This is a genomic window from Streptomyces sp. NPDC101160, from assembly GCF_044768205.1.
Taxonomy (GTDB): Bacteria; Actinomycetota; Actinomycetes; order Streptomycetales; family Streptomycetaceae; genus Streptomyces.
Map to the genome: position 1 here is coordinate 226097 of NZ_JBIWPJ010000003.1, position 14178 is coordinate 240274.

At 74.3% G+C, this 14178-nt stretch carries 10 protein-coding genes; 2 read left to right on the forward strand and 8 right to left on the reverse strand.

What is annotated here, in order from left to right; all coding sequences use genetic code 11:
• The first annotated feature begins 147 nt into the window (after positions 1-147).
• Entirely contained in the window at positions 148-1725 is a 1578-nt protein-coding gene (locus tag ACIRSU_RS10505; protein WP_403790606.1) for an APC family permease, read from the forward strand.
• Between the two features lie 97 nt (positions 1726-1822).
• On the opposite strand, the gene ACIRSU_RS10510 is transcribed toward ACIRSU_RS10505, so the two are convergent.
• The 7 genes from ACIRSU_RS10510 to ACIRSU_RS10540 form a co-directional block, all read right to left on the reverse strand.
• Positions 1823-2299 (reverse strand): hypothetical protein, encoded by a 477-nt coding sequence (locus tag ACIRSU_RS10510; protein ID WP_403790608.1) that lies wholly within the window; start codon positions 2297-2299, stop codon positions 1823-1825.
• A 79-nt stretch (positions 2300-2378) separates the two neighbouring features.
• Positions 2379-2618, reverse strand: a complete 240-nt coding sequence (locus ACIRSU_RS10515) for an SDR family oxidoreductase (protein ID WP_403790609.1) — start codon at positions 2616-2618, stop codon at positions 2379-2381.
• Positions 2615-4909: an acetate--CoA ligase family protein gene (locus tag ACIRSU_RS10520; protein WP_403790611.1), complete on the reverse strand. Its 2295-nt coding sequence runs from the start codon at positions 4907-4909 to the stop codon at positions 2615-2617. The genes ACIRSU_RS10515 and ACIRSU_RS10520 overlap by 4 nt, the downstream gene beginning before the upstream one ends.
• Positions 4906-6099, reverse strand: a complete 1194-nt coding sequence (locus ACIRSU_RS10525) for a Glu/Leu/Phe/Val dehydrogenase dimerization domain-containing protein (RefSeq protein WP_403790613.1) — start codon at positions 6097-6099, stop codon at positions 4906-4908. The genes ACIRSU_RS10520 and ACIRSU_RS10525 overlap by 4 nt, the downstream gene beginning before the upstream one ends.
• On the reverse strand, positions 6096-8063 hold the full coding sequence (locus ACIRSU_RS10530; RefSeq protein WP_403790614.1) for a thiamine pyrophosphate-dependent enzyme: 1968 nt from the start codon (positions 8061-8063) through the stop codon (positions 6096-6098). The genes ACIRSU_RS10525 and ACIRSU_RS10530 overlap by 4 nt, the downstream gene beginning before the upstream one ends.
• Positions 8063-9220, reverse strand: a complete 1158-nt coding sequence (locus ACIRSU_RS10535) for an acyl-CoA dehydrogenase family protein (protein ID WP_403790616.1) — start codon at positions 9218-9220, stop codon at positions 8063-8065. The genes ACIRSU_RS10530 and ACIRSU_RS10535 overlap by 1 nt, the downstream gene beginning before the upstream one ends.
• A gap of 179 nt (positions 9221-9399) precedes the next feature.
• Entirely contained in the window at positions 9400-10923 is a 1524-nt protein-coding gene (locus tag ACIRSU_RS10540) for a glycosyl hydrolase family 18 protein (RefSeq protein WP_403790618.1), read from the reverse strand.
• A 312-nt stretch (positions 10924-11235) separates the two neighbouring features.
• Between ACIRSU_RS10540 and ACIRSU_RS10545 the strand changes: the two genes are divergently transcribed.
• The gene (locus tag ACIRSU_RS10545; RefSeq protein ID WP_403790620.1) at positions 11236-12906 is read left to right on the forward strand and encodes a sigma-70 family RNA polymerase sigma factor; all 1671 of its coding nucleotides are present in this window, start codon (positions 11236-11238) and stop codon (positions 12904-12906) included.
• A gap of 80 nt (positions 12907-12986) precedes the next feature.
• Here the strand turns inward: ACIRSU_RS10545 and ACIRSU_RS10550 are convergent, their stop codons facing one another.
• The gene (locus tag ACIRSU_RS10550) at positions 12987-14075 is read right to left on the reverse strand and encodes a branched-chain amino acid aminotransferase (RefSeq protein WP_403790622.1); all 1089 of its coding nucleotides are present in this window, start codon (positions 14073-14075) and stop codon (positions 12987-12989) included.
• Positions 14076-14178: the final 103 nt, after the last annotated feature.

The following is a 14178-nucleotide window of genomic DNA, read 5'->3' on the forward strand; positions in this document are numbered from 1 at the left end:
CTGTTCAGTCAGTTCCATCAGTTCATGAGTTCCGCCGGCTCCGCCGGTCCCGTCGGCTCAGTCAGCTCCGTCGCGTGTCGGTTCGTCCCCGTGCAGCGTCCGTACGACCCCCTCCCCGTGCCGCCGTACCGCCGTAGGAGTCCGCCCGTGACCCAAGCACCCGTATCCGCCGGCAGAGCAGACGAGCCCAGGCCCGCTGCCGGAGCCTCCGACGGTTCCCCCGACCTCTCCGAGGGCTGGGACGAACAGCGCGGCAGGCTCCACAAGGAGCTGCGCCGCTTCGACGTCCTGCTGTTCCTCATCTGCACGCTCGTCGGACTCGACACGATCGGCTCGGTCGCCGCGCAGGGCCCGCAGGGCCTCACCTGGATGGCGATCCTCGCCGTGCTCTTCTTCCTCCCGTACGGACTCCTCGTCGCCGAGCTCGGCTCCGCCTTCCCCGTCCAGGGCGGCCCGTACGTGTGGACCCGGCTCGCCTTCGGCCGGCTCACCGCAGGGCTCAACCAGATCCTCTACTGGGTCTCCAACCCGGTCTGGGTGGGCGGCAGTCTCTGCATCATCGCCCTCACCACCTGGGAGGAGTTCTTCACCCCGCTGCCCGGCCTGTGGAAGTACGCGGCCGGGCTCGTCTTCATCTGGGGCGGCGCGCTCGCCGTCGTGCAGTCCGTCCGAGTCGGCAAGTGGGTGCCCATCGCGGGCGCCGTCGCCCGGATCGTGCTCCTCGGCTTCTTCCTCGTCTCGGTCGTCGTCTACGCCGTCCGCAACGGCGTGCACGCGCTGCCCGCCGCCGAGTTCACGCCCACGTACGCCGGGTTCGTCGCCCTCGTCCCCGTCCTCATCTTCAACTACGTCGGCTTCGAACTGCCCAGCTCCGCCGCCGAGGAGATGCGCAACCCGCGCCGCGACATCCCGCTCGCGATCCTCCGCTCCGGCCTCGCCTCGCTGCTGCTCTACGGCGGGCCGATCCTCGGCATCATGTTCGTCCTGCCCGCGGAGCGGATCGGCAGCCTCGGCGGCTTCATCGACGCGTGCAAGGCCGTCTTCACCGTCTACGGAGGTTCCATCGCCGCCGACGGCACGGTGACCCTCACCGGCGCGGGCGCCGTCTTCGGCGGCATCGCCGCCGCCGGTCTGATCATCGGCCTGCTCACCTCCGGCGTCACCTGGGCCATGGGCGCCCATCGCGCGCAGGCCGTGGCCTGCGCCGACGGCGCCGGACCCGCCTGGCTCGGCCAGATCTCCGAGAAGCACGGCACCCCGGTACGGGTCAACCTGCTGTCGGCCGTCCTCGCCTCGGTCCTTCTCGTGGTCGCGCTCAACCTGACCGAGGGCGACGGCGAGAAGTACTTCGCGGCGGGCCTCGGACTGACCATCAGCACCACCTTCATCTCCTACGTCATCACCTTCCCCAGCCTGGTCGCGCTGCGCCGCAAGTACCCCGACACCCCGCGCCCGTACGCCGTCCCGGGCGGCCGGCCCGGCCTCTGGGCGGTCACCGCGCTCGCCACCGGCCTCGTCGCCTTCACCGTCGTCGTCCTCGTCTGGCCCGGCTTCGGCGTCGGCTGGTTCGGCACCGACGGCTCCCCGGCCGACTCCCTCCCGGCGGCCTTCGCGGGCGAGCGAGCCGCCTACACCCTGAGCCAGGTCGTGCCGCTCCTGGTCATCGCGGCGATCGGCCTCGCGTTCTACGCGCTGGGCGCGAAGACCCGGCGTACGAAGGCCTGACGCCGAGCGTCGCCGCGCGCGGGCCGGCCGGGGAGTACCGGGATCACCCCGGAGCCCCCGGCCGGTCCGCGCGCGCTCGTGGAGCGGGCGGTGCCGGCTAGCGCACGGGGCCGCGCTCGTCGACGAGCAGGGTCGGCTCGGAGAGGAAGACGTCCGGTGCGACGGGGCCGTACGCGATGTTGAAGGTGTCCAGCCAGTACGACCAGCCGCCCATGCCCGAGGCCTTGCTGAACCGGTAGTTCAGCTGCCAGCGGACCCACTGGCCGGGTTCCAGACGGACGGCGGGCTTCCGGCGGGGCCGGGGCGGGAGGCCGAAGAGCGGCTCCACGCGGGCGTGGACGCGCAGGCGGGTGCCGTCGGCGCGCAGGCTGACGCCGACCCGGTCGAGGTCCCGCCGCCCCTCGCGCGGCGCGAAGCCGTCGTCCTCGGACATGTGGACGAAGTGGGCGACGTCGGCGGGCAGGGACGGCGGCGCGAAACCGACCGGGGCCGCGTTCCGGCGCGCGGCGGCCGGGCCGCCGCGGGACTCCTTCGTCCAGGACGTCTTGACCCATTGCACCGTGATGTTCTCCACCGGACCTCCCCTTGCGACCCGGGCAGAGCTTAAAGGGGCGGCCCTGTCCGGGACCGCCCCTTTTCCGTCGCCGGGTGGCTCAGCCGGCCGCCCCGCGTCCGTACACCCGCTTGCCCAGCCACTGTCCGCCGTCCACCGTCAGGCACTCGCCCGTCAGGTACGAGACCCGGTCGCCGAGGAGGAACAGGGACGCGTCCGCGATGTCCGCCGGGTCGGCGAAGCGGCCCGCCGGAACCGTGGCGACGACCTCCGCGCGGGCCTCGGGGATGGCCCAGAGGGCGGCGCCGCGCCGTCGCGCTCCCATGTCGGAACTGGTCATGACAGCACTCCATGGGCGTCGAGGGCGACCGCGCCGCCCGGGTGGACCAGCAGGGGATTGACTTCGAGCTCGGAGAGCTCGGGATGCTCGACCGCGGCCCGCGCCAGCGCGCACAGGGCGTCCGCCGCGGCGTCGAGGTCGACGGCGGGCGCCCCGCGCCAGCCGGTGAGCAGCGGCGCGTGGCGCAGCGAGAGGAGCAGTGCGCGGGCGCGGGCCGGGGTGAGCGGGGCGAGGGCGAGCGCGGTGTCGGCGAGCAGTTCGGCGGTCACCCCGCCGATGCCGACCATGGCGACGGGACCGAACGCCGGGTCGCGGCGCACGCCGGCGATCAGTTCGACCGCGTGCGGCTGGACGGCCATCGCCTCCACCGCGTACCCGGTCGCGCCGGTGGCGGCCCGCATCCGCGCGAACGCGGCTCGCAGCCCGGCCTCGTCGGCGATGCCCAGGGCGACCCCGCCCGCCTCGGTCTTGTGGGCGAGGCCCATCGCCTTGAGGACCAGCGGGTAGCCAGTCCGGTTCCGGGCGGCCTCGGCCGCCTCGTCGTCGGCGGAGACGAACTCGGCGGCGGGGAAGGCGAGTCCGTACGAGGAGAGCAGAGCACGCATCGACGCGTAGCCGCCGTCCGCGACGGGCGTGAGAGGCAGGACGGGTGCGGCAGGCGCGGCGGGTGTCGGGGCCGTCGACAGGCTCTGCGGCGCCAGCGGGGTGGTGGTCCGTCCGAGTCGCGCCACATGGGCGAGCGCCGTCGCCGCCTGCTCGATCCGCTCGTAGACGGCGACGCCCTCCTCGCGGAGCACCCGGAGCGCCGGGGTGTCCCGCGCCATCGTGTGGACGACGAGCAGGCGCCCCGACGTGCGCCCCGCGTCCGCCAGCTCCCGGGCGACCGCGCACTCCTGCTCGGCCTGGTCGGGGTTGGCGGTGGCGTAGTCGCCGAAGTAGCCGGTGAGCAGCGTGACATCGGTGTCCCCGCCGTCGAGCAGCGCGCGTGAGATCCGGGCGTAGTTGTGGAGATCCGCCTCGCCGGCACCGGCGAGGTCGACGGGATTGCCGCAGCCGGCCCGCTCCGGCAGCCGCTCCTCGACGGCGGCCCGCGTCGCCTCGTCGAGCACCGGCACCTCCAGGCCCCGCGCGACGAGCGCGTCGGCCGCGAGGGCGCCCTGCCCGCCGCTGTCACCGACGACCGCGACCCGCAGGGGGCCCGCGGCCTGGGGACGCGAGCCCCTGGACGTCAACAGCAGTGCTGTGTCCACGAGTTCGCCCGCCGACTCGACGAGCAGCGCCCCCGCGTCCCGGCACACCGCCTCCACCACCGCCCGCGCGCTCACCAGCGCGCCGGTGTGCGAGGCGGCGGCCCGGCCGGAGGCTTCGCTGCGGCCCAGGGTGAGGAGCAGGACGGGTTTGCCGGCCGCGCGGGCGGCGGCCAGCGTACGGGCCAGCCGGCGCCCGTCGCGGAAGTCCTCCACGTACGCGGCGAGCACCCGGGTCGCGTCGTGCGCGACGAGCGAGGCGAGGGCGTCGGCCGCGTCGATGTCGCGCTGGTTGCCGAGCGACACGAAGCGCGAGAAGCCCTGCCCGGCGCGGCCGAGGAGCCGGCCGATCTCCAGGGCGAGATTGCCGCTCTGCGACACCAGGCCCACCGAACCGGCCGGGAAGTCGCCCCAGCTGAGCCGGAGTTCGGTCGTCGTGTCGACGACCCCCATGCAGTTGGGGCCGAGCAGCCGCCCGCCCCGCGCCGTGACGAGCGCCGCGAGCTCCCGCTCCTCCGCCGTGCCGCTGCCGCCGGAGGTGATCACGGTGAAGCAGCGGGCCCCGGCCGCGAGCCCGTCGACGACCACGGACCGCACCTGCCGCGGCGGCACCGCGACCACGATGTGCTCGGGCGCCGTCGGCAGCGCCCCGATGTCCGGCAGGAACGGCACGCCGTCCAGACCGCCGCCCCGGTGGTTGACCAGATGGACCGAGCGCCGGGCCCGCCCGGCGAGCGCGCCGGACGCCAGCCAGTACCCCCACTTGGCCGGGTTCGCGGAGGCCCCGACGACCGCGACCGAGCGCGGGTCGAACAGCGCGGCCAGGGGATCAGGGGCGCCCGGGGAATCCGGCGCTGCCGGGGTGTCCGCGGCGCCCTGGGCATCCGGGGCGCCTGAGGAATCGGCGGCGCCCAGGGAATTCGCAGCGCCCGGGGAATCCGCGGTGCCCAGTGCATCTGCGGTGCCCAGGGGATCCGCGGTGCCCAGTGCATCCGCGGTGCCCAGGGGAGCCGGGGCGCCCGGGCCGGCCGCCGCCGCTCTCACGCGTACCAGCCGAAGCGCTCGGCGATCACCGGCAGCCGGTCCGCGACGACACCGTGCGCGGCGGCCCGCGGCGTGGTCCCCTCGCGTTCGGCCCGCTCCAGGACCTGCTCGACGAGCGCGCGCATCGAGCGCCGGATGTGCGCGAACGCCTGCTCGGCGTCGGCCTCGATGTCACCGAAGAGGGTCCACCACCACCAGGCGTTGGTGGCCGAGTTCACGACGACGTCCGGGAGCACGCCGATGCCGCGCGCGGCCAGCAGCTCCTCCGCTTCCGGCAGGACCGGCATGTTGGCCGCCTCGACGATCCAACGGGCCCTGATCAGCGCCTGGTTGGCGGCGTCGATCGCATACGAGACGGCCGCCGGGACGAGCACCTCGGCGTCCGCCGACAGCCAGGCGTCGCCCGGCAGCTCGCGGTCGCCCGCCCGCAGGGCCGTACGGTCCACCGTCCCGTACGCGTCCCGCGCGGCCAGCAGCGCCTCCACGTCCAGGCCGTCCGGATGCGCGATCGTCCCCTTCACGTCGGCGACCGCCACGACCCTGAGCCCGGCCCGTGCCAGGAAGCGGGCGGTCGCCCCGCCCATCGTCCCGAAGCCCTGCACCGCCACCCGCGTCCCCGCGTGCGGCACCCCGGCCCGGTCGAGCGCGGCAAGCACCGACTCGGCGACCCCGCAGCCGCCCGCCAGCTCGTCGAGACCGATGCCGTCGACGTCCACCGCGAACGCGTCGGCGAGCCGGCGCCGGGCCGCGACCTCGTCGTCGAGCAGCGGATAGACCGCCTGGATCGAGGAGACCAGACCCGCCTCGGCGGCGGCCCGGTCGACCAGGTCCTGGGTGAGGCCGAGGTCCTCACCGGTGGTCCAGAAACGCTCGATGTGCGGGCGCATCGCGCGCAGGTAGCGGACCAGCACGCCGTACGCCCCGGGGTCGCGCGGATCGCAGTCGATGCCGCCCTTGGCGCCGCCCAGCGGGATGTAGCGGCCCGCCGGGTCGTAGTGCAAAGCCTCCTTCATCGTCATGCCGCGGGCCAGCCCGGCGACCTCGTCGAGCGTGCAGCCCGCGCGCATCCGCAGCCCGCCGCTGGACACCCCGCGCACCAGCCGGTCGACGACGAGAAAGCCCTGGCGGCCGGTGACGTGGTCCGTCCACGTGAGGGAGATGAGAGGGGAGTTGGGGGTGACGGTCGTCATCGGGGGGACTCCTCGGGGACGGTGATGAGGGTGGGGCCGGGGGTGGCGAGCGCGAGGGTGAGGGCTTCGGCGAGCTCGTCCGGCGAGCGGACCGCGGTGCCCTGACCGCCGTACGCGCGGGCGAGTGCCGGCAGGTCCACGGCCGGCAGGTCGACGGCTGTGGGCCGGTCGCCGCGCGCCGTCATCTCCTCGCGGATCTCGCCGTAACCGCCGTTGTCGAAGACCACGACCGGCAGCGGCACGCCCAACTGCGCGGCGGTCGCGAGCTCCTGCACGGAGAACTGCAGACCGCCGTCACCGCTGAGCGCGACGACCTGCCGCCCCGGGTACGCGGTCTTCGCGCCGATCGCGGCGGGCAGCGCGTAGCCGAGCGTGCCGAACCCGGTCGGGTGGAGGTAGCGGCCCCCGGGGCCGAGCGGCAGATGGGGGAGCGCCCCGTAGTAGCAGCACTGCGCGCTGTCGGAGGTGACGACCGCGTCCTCGGCGAGGACACGGCGCATCGCCCCCAGATACGGCACCCAGCGCGCGTCCCGGCCCCGGGTCTCGTCGTCGCGGACACCCCGGAGCCGCGCGACCTCGCCGGCCATGTCCGGGGCCGGCGCGACGGGGGCCGCTGCGCCTGAGGTCGGTGCGCCTGAGGCCAGTGCGTCCGGGGCCGGCGCGGCCGGTGTCGCCGCGTGCGAGGCCGGCGTGGCACTGGCCGCCGCGTGCGAGGCCGGCGCGGCCCAGGCCGCCGCGTCCGAGGCCGCCGCGTCCGAGGCCGCCGCGGCCCAGGCCGCCGCGTCCGTCGCCCGGTCCGCGACCCCGCTCGCCTCGCCTGCCTCACACGCCCCTCCGGGCCGCAGCGCGGCGAGCAGCGCGCGGAGCACCGCCCGCGCGTCGCCCACCAGGGCCACGTCCGCCGGCAGTCCCGCGTACATCTGCGCCGGGTCGATGTCGACCCGCAGCAGCGCGCCCGCCAGGGGCGGTAGCGGGCTCCAGACGTCGGACTCGGCCAGTTCCGTGCCGACGGCGAGTACGGCGTCCCGGTCCGCGAGCCACTTCTGCACGGCCGGACTGTGCAGGGAGACGCCGAGCGACAGCGGGTGCCGTTCGTCGACGGTGCCCTTGCCGTTGGCCGTCGTGACCACGGGCGCACCGAGGGCCTCGGCGAGCGCCAGGCACTCCGCGCCCGCCGCCCGCGCCCCGCCGCCGAGGACCAGCGCGGGGCGCCGGGCGGTGCGCAGGGCGACGGCCGCCGCCTCCATCGCGGCCGGGTCCGGGAGTGACGGACCGGCGGGCGGTGCGAGCCGTACCGGGCCGGCGGGCTCCACGGCCTCCAGGAGATCCAGCGGCACCTCGATGTGCGCGGGCCGCGGCCGCCCCGTACGGAACAGGGCGAAGGCGCGTGCGACCGCCGCGCCGATCTCGTCGACCGACGACACCCGGTGGCTGAAGGCGGCGACACCGCGCAGCGCCTCGGTCTGGCTGCGCATCTCGTGGAGCAGCCCGGTGGACTGGCGGGGGTGGCGCAGCGGCATGCCGGGGGAGACGACGAGCAGCGGCACGCTGTCGGAGTAGGCCTGGCCCACGGCGGCCGCGATGTTGAGGAGCGCGGGCCCGGTGGTGGTGATCGCGACACCGGGCCGCCCGGACGCGCGGGCGTAGCCGTCGGCCGCGTACCCGGCGCCCTGCTCGTGACGAGGCGTCACATGGCGTATGCCGTACGCCTGGAGGTGGCGGTAGATCTCCAGGTTGTGGGTGCCGGGGATACCGAAGGCGTCGGTCACGCCGTGCGCGGCGAGCGCGCGGACAAGTGCCTCGCCGCCGGTAAGGCTCGTGCCGCCGGTAAGGCTCGTGCCGCCGGTAAGGCTCGTGCCGCCGGTGGGGCTGACGCCGTCCGTAAGGCTCGTACCGTTGGTGGTGCTGAAGCCGCCGGTGGGGCTGACGCCGCCGGTGGGGCTCGTGCCGTCGGGGGCGGCCATCACAGACCCCGGGAGATGACGAGCCGCATGATGTCCGAGGTGCCCTCCTCGATCTCCTCCAGCTTGGCGTCCCGCATCCACTGCTCGACCGGGTACTCGCGCGAGTAGCCCCAGCCGCCGAGCGTCTGGACCGCGGCCCAGGTGCAGTACGCGGCGGTCTCCGAGGCGGTCAGCTTGGCCATGGCGGCCTCGGTCGTGGCGGTCAGGCCCGCGTCGAGGCGCTTGGCGGCGCGCCAGGTCATCAGCCGGGCCTGCTCGACACGGGTGCGCATGTCGGCGAGCCGGAAGGCGACCGCCTGGTGCTCGATGATCGGCTTGCCGAACTGCTGCCGGGTGCGGGCGTAGTCGCGGGCGTACTCGTACGCGGCCCGGGCCACGCCGGTCGCGGCGGCGCCGAGGACGGTGCGCGAGATGTCGAAGGTCCGCATCAGGCCGGCGAAGCCCTGGCCCTCGGCGCCGAGCCGGTTCTCCTCGGGCGCGAAGGCGTCGGCGAAGAAGATCTCCCGGCAGACGATGGCGCGCTGTCCCATCTTCCGCATCGGCTCGCCGAAGCCGACGCCGGGCGTGTCCTTGCGCAGCAGGAACGCGGTCACGCCCCGGGAGCGCTGCGCGGGGTCCGTCTTGGCGAAGACGACGTACTGCTCGGCCTCGCCGGCGTTGGAGATCCACGCCTTCTGGCCGTTGAGGAGGTAGCCGCCGTCGGTGCGGGTCGCGGTGGTGACCATGGACGCGGCGTCCGAGCCGGCCCCGGGCTCGGTCGTCGCGAGCGCGGTCATCGGGGTGTCGGCCCCGGTGAGCGGGGTGAGCCAGACGCGCTTCTGCTCCTCGGTGCCGAGTTCGAGGAGCGGGTCGGCGAAGAAGCCGTTGGAGCAGAGCAGGTTCCCGATGCCGAGGTCGCCCACGCACAGCTCCTCCTGCACCAGGCACTGCGTGAACACGTCGGTGAACCCGCCGCCCCCGTACTCCTCCGGCAGCATGAAGCCGGTGATCCCGACCTTGGCCGCCTTCTGCCACAGGTCCCACGGCGTCTCGACGTCGGCCTCGTCCACGGCGCGCGCCCGCGGGCGGATCTCCTCGCGCGCGAAGGTCCGGGTGAGCTCGACGATGCCCCGCTGCTCGGGGGTGAGGGGAACGAGCTCGGTGGGGAGGTCGGACATGGTGCCTCCATGCGGGGATGAGCGCCTCTACTGACTGAACCATCAGTCAGTATCGGGAGGCCGGCGCGGCGCTGTCAACGAGCGGGACGGGGGCATGCGACGGGGCCGGTGCCGGGAGGGATCCCCCGGCACCGGCCCCGGTGCTCCTCGCGCCTACGGCAGTCGGCTCAGCACGTGGTTCAGCAGGCGCCGAGGTCCTGCCAGACGCCCCACTCGCCGGTCGTGCCGGGCTCCTCGCCCAGCGTCCACCACTTGGCCTTCCAGGTGTGGCCCTTGTGGGAGACCTGCTGGCCGCCCGTGTAGACCGTGGTCTTGGACCACGGGGCGGCGGTGCACTGGTGGCCGCTGCCGCCGGTGACCGTCAGCGTGTACGTGGCGGTGTGCGCGGCCGAGGGGCCGGAGCCCGTGACCGTGATCTGGTACGTCCCCGAGACCGCCGCCGTGGTGGTGGCGAGCGAGAGCGTCGAGGAGCCGCCCGCCGTGACCGAGGCCGGGCTGAAGGAGGCGGTGACGCCCGCGGGCAGGCCGCTCGCCGAGAGGCTCACCGACTGGGCCGCGCCCGAGGTGACCGCCGTGCCGATGGTGGTGGTGGCCGTGGCGCCCGCCGTCACCGTGCCGGAGGCGGGGCCGGCCGTCAGCGAGAAGTCGTCGGCCGGCGCGGTCGTGCCGCTCGTGAAGGGGGCGAAGACGTGGCTGAAGTCCCAGGTGTTCTGCGCGATGCCGGAGCAGTTGTCGGCGGCCGCGCCGCCCGCGCAGCCGCCGTTGTCGCGCTGCAGTGCCCAGAAGGACAGCGTGTTGATGCCCTTGGACACGGCCCAGTCGTAGACCGTGCGCGCGTTGGCCAGGGTGAAGGTCTCGGCCGGGCCGAAGTCGTCGACGCCGATCATCTCGGTGACGCCGACCATGCCCCACAGCTGGGCGGAGGTCTTCGCCGGGTACACCTTGGCCAGCTGGTTGTAGAGCCCGGTGGCCGCCGTCTGGGTGTCCTTGGCCATGTCGTGCGCGGCGTTGTCGTAGTAGTCGAACGTCATGAGGTTCACGACGTCGACCCGCGCGCCGTTGCTCACGGCGTTCTTCACGACGCCCAGCCCGCTCGCGGCGAGACCCGTGGTCGTGGTCGGCAGGGTGTAGGAGATCTCCAGCTTGCGTCCGGCGGCGGCCGCCCGGTCCTGGAGGATCTTGATGGCCTTGTTGCGGCGGTCGATGCCGGCGCTGTTGTCCAGCGAGTCGACCTCGATGTCCATGTCGAGCCGGGTCACGTCGTAGGTCGTGAGCACCTTCTCGTAGGCGTCCGCGATCTGGTTGACGTCCGTGCAGCTGTCCGCGATCTCGGTGCCCGTGGTGTCCGCGGTGTAGCCGCCGAACGAGGGGATCACGTCACCGCCGCGGCCCTGGATCGTCTTGATGTCGTTGCCGAAGACGGCCGACGAGATCGGCATGCCGGTGTCGCCGTTCCAGTACGGCGTGCACGAACCCTTCGTGGCGGTCTGCAGGAACGCCATCGTGAGGTGCTTGGTGCCGGACGCGGCGGCGAGGGCGGCGGGGTTCTCGCCGGTCCACGCCTCGAAGTACGGGGCGAACACCCGTGCCGGCAGCGGGGTCGCCGCCTGGGCGGTGCCGCCGCCGAGGGCGGTCAGGCCGGCCGCGGCGACGGCGGTGGTGACGGCCGCGATGACCGCGCGCAGGGAGCGCGTGCGTCTCATGTCAGTCCCAGGGGTGTGAGGGGTCGGGTGGTGGGGTCGGTAAGGAGATAGCGGCGCGTCGCAGGGCGGGTCAATGGTCTGGACCAAACGAGGGGTGGACCGGACGGTGCTCGCCGTCACCGTTTCCCCTGCCCATGGCGACGATGATTGGCGTAGACCAATTCCCGGGATTTTTACCGTTCTTGACCCGGCGTCGGGCGGTGCCGGCCCGCTCGGAGCGGGCTCGAAAAGTTCTTCGGCGATTTCCGTTATCGGGTGACCGTCCGGCGGTCTCCCAGTCGTAGGGCATCGGCAACAGGCAGGACGAACAGGATGAAGCAGGGCATGACGGCGGCGACGGGGACGGTGACCATGGTCGGTACGGAGCTGGTGAGGGCCGCGCAGAACGGCGACCCGGCGGCGCGGGACCGGCTCGTCGCCGCCCATCTGCCGCTCGTCTACAACATCGTGGGCCGGGCGATGAACGGACACCACGACGTCGACGACGTCGTGCAGGAGACCATGCTGCGTGCCCTCGGCGGCCTCGGCACCCTGCGCGCCCCGGACAGCTTCCGTTCCTGGCTCGTCGCCATCGCCATGAACACCCTCCGGGCCCACTGGCAGCGCAGCGGCACCGGTCACCCCACCGGCGCCCTCGACGACGCCCGCGACCTCGCCCACCCGGGCGCCGACTTCGTCGAGCTCACCGTGGCCCGGCTCCAGCTGTCCGGCCAGCGCCGTGAGACCGCCGAGGCCACCCGCTGGATGGAACCCGAGGACAGTGCCCTGCTCTCCCTGTGGTGGCTGGAATGCGCCGGTGAACTCAGCCGCCACGAGGTCGCCGCCGCCCTGGAACTGACCCCGGAGCACACCGCCGTCCGCGTGCAGCGGATGAAGGAGCGCCTGGAGACCGCCCGGATCGTCGTGCGCGCCCTGTCCGCCGATCCGCTGTGCCCCACGCTGCGCTCCGGGCTCGGCGCCTGGGACGGCCACCCCTCGGCGCTGTGGCGCAAGCGCATAGCCCGCCACGCCCGCACCTGCCCGCACTGCGCCGGACTCTGGCACGGACTCGTCCCCGCCGAGGGGCTGCTCGCCGGACTGCTGCTCGTGCCCCCGGCGGCGCTGCTGCTCGCCGGCGTCCGCGAGAGCGCCGGCCTCGGCCTCGCCGCCGCCTCCGCCCCGGCATCGGCATCCGTGCCCGCCTCCGCCTCCGCCTCCGCGTCCCGTACGAGCGCGGCCCGGCACGCCGCCGGACCGGGACCGCGCGGCGCCCGCCGCAAGGCGGAACAGCGCCGGCGCGGCCGCCGGCGTGCCGTCGCCGCCGCGGGCCTCGCGGTGGTGGCCGTCACCGGCGGCGCCTTCCACCTGTTCAGCGGCCCCGGCGACGGCGCCGCGGACCCCGACGAGGTGACCCAGGCGTCGGCCCCGGACACCGCCACGCTCCCGGTGACGCCCACGCCCTCCGTCGAACCGACCGAGAGCACGACCCCGTCCCCGGCCCCCAGCCCCACGGCGAGCCACCGGCCCAAGCCCGCCCCGACCCGGACGGCCGCCAGGCCCGCCCCGACCCGGTCGCGGCCGCCGCGCCCCACGAGCGCGGCGCCCACCACGCCGGCCCCCACCTCCCCGACCGAGTCGGGCCAGGTGATCGACCTGGTCAACGCCGAGCGGGCGAAGGCGGGTTGCGGGCCGGTCACCGAGAACGCCCTGCTGACCAGGGCCGCGCAGGGCCACTCCGACGACATGGCCGCGCGGGACTTCTTCGACCACACCAACCCGGACGGCGACGGCCCCGGCGAACGCGTCACCGCGGCCGGCTACCGCTGGTCGACGTACGGCGAGAACATCGCCAAGGGCCAGCGCACCCCGGCCGAGGTGATGGACTCCTGGATGAACAGCCCCGGCCACCGCGCCAACATCCTCAACTGCTCGTTCCGCGAGATCGGCATCGGCATCCACTCCGCCGGCGGCCCCTACTGGACCCAGGTCTTCGGCGCGCAGTGACGCCGGACCTGCGGCGTGCACGGCGGCCGGTGCCCGGCCGTCCCCCATGGGGCCGGGCACCGGCCGCCGTCACCGGAGTCCTACGACACCCGGTGCAGCCAGCCGTAGGTGTCCTCGCTCCTGCCGTACTGGATGCCGAGGACCCGCTCGCGCAGCGCCGCCGTCCGCTCGCCCGGCTTGCCGTCGCCGATCGTGAGCGAGTGGCCCTCGCCCTTGATGCCGGTGATCGGGGTGATCACGGCGGCGGTGCCCGCGGCGAACATCTCCGTCACGGTGCCGTCGGTGATGCCCGCGCTCAACTCCTTGAAGTTCACCGGCCGTTCGACCGGCGTCAGGCCGAACTCATGGGCGAGCGCCAGGACGGAGTCGCGGGTCACGCCCTCCAGGATGGTGCCGAGCGCCGGGGTGATCAGCTCGCCGTCGGAGGTGACCACGAACAGGTTCATCGTCCCGGACTCCTCGATGCAGCCGTCGTCGCCCGTGCTGTCCAGGTAGAGCACCTGGTCGCAGCCGTGCCGCTGCGCCTCGGTCTGGGCGGCGAGGCTCGACGCGTAGTTGCCGCCGCACTTCGCCGCGCCCGTGCCGCCCTTGGCCGCGCGCGTGTAGGTGGTGCTGACCCAGAGGGTGATGCCGGCCGCACCCGAGGCGAAGTACGCCTGTGCCGGGCAGGCGATGACCGAGTAGACGACGCGCTCGGCCGGCCGGACGCCGAGGAACGCCTCCGCGGCGAACATGAACGGACGGAGGTAGAGGCTCTCCTCGCCCTCCGACACCGGCACCCACGCCTCGTCCGCGCGCACCAGCGCCTCGATGCTCGCCAGGAAGTCCTCGGCGGGCAGCTCGGGCAGCCCCATGCGCTCCGCGGACCGCGCGAAGCGGCGCGCGTTGAGCTCGGGCCGGAACAGCCAGACGCTGCCGTCGGCGTGCCGGTACGCCTTCAGGCCCTCGAATATCTCCTGCGCGTAGTGCAGCACGGCCGCGCTCGGATGGAGCGAGAACGGCTTCAGCGCGCCGACCCCGCGCTCGTGCCACCCCGCCTCCGGCGTCCAGACCGCCGAGGCCATGTGGTCGGTGAAGTGCCGGCCGAAACCGGGCGCGGCCAGCACGGCCTCGCGCTCGGCGTCGGGGACCGGACGGTCGGTGCGCACCAGCGGGTATGCGGGATTCAACGTCGGACTCTCCTTGTTCACAAACGGTCGGCCGGCTGCGTCCGGGCCGCCGGCCGCGGTCCGTGACGCACCGGAGGAATCCTGCCTCAATGCCGCCCGCGGG

Coding starts and splice junctions, on each gene's coding strand:
- ACIRSU_RS10515 (WP_403790609.1), bottom strand. CDS start 2,618: ATGACCAGTTCCGACATGGGAGCGCGACGGCGCGGCGCCGCCCTCTGG.
- ACIRSU_RS10525 (WP_403790613.1), bottom strand. CDS start 6,099: ATGACGACCGTCACCCCCAACTCCCCTCTCATCTCCCTCACGTGGACG.
- ACIRSU_RS10530 (WP_403790614.1), bottom strand. CDS start 8,063: ATGGCCGCCCCCGACGGCACGAGCCCCACCGGCGGCGTCAGCCCCACC.
- ACIRSU_RS10535 (WP_403790616.1), bottom strand. CDS start 9,220: ATGTCCGACCTCCCCACCGAGCTCGTTCCCCTCACCCCCGAGCAGCGG.
- ACIRSU_RS10545 (WP_403790620.1), top strand. CDS start 11,236: ATGAAGCAGGGCATGACGGCGGCGACGGGGACGGTGACCATGGTCGGT.
- ACIRSU_RS10540 (WP_403790618.1), bottom strand. CDS start 10,923: ATGAGACGCACGCGCTCCCTGCGCGCGGTCATCGCGGCCGTCACCACC.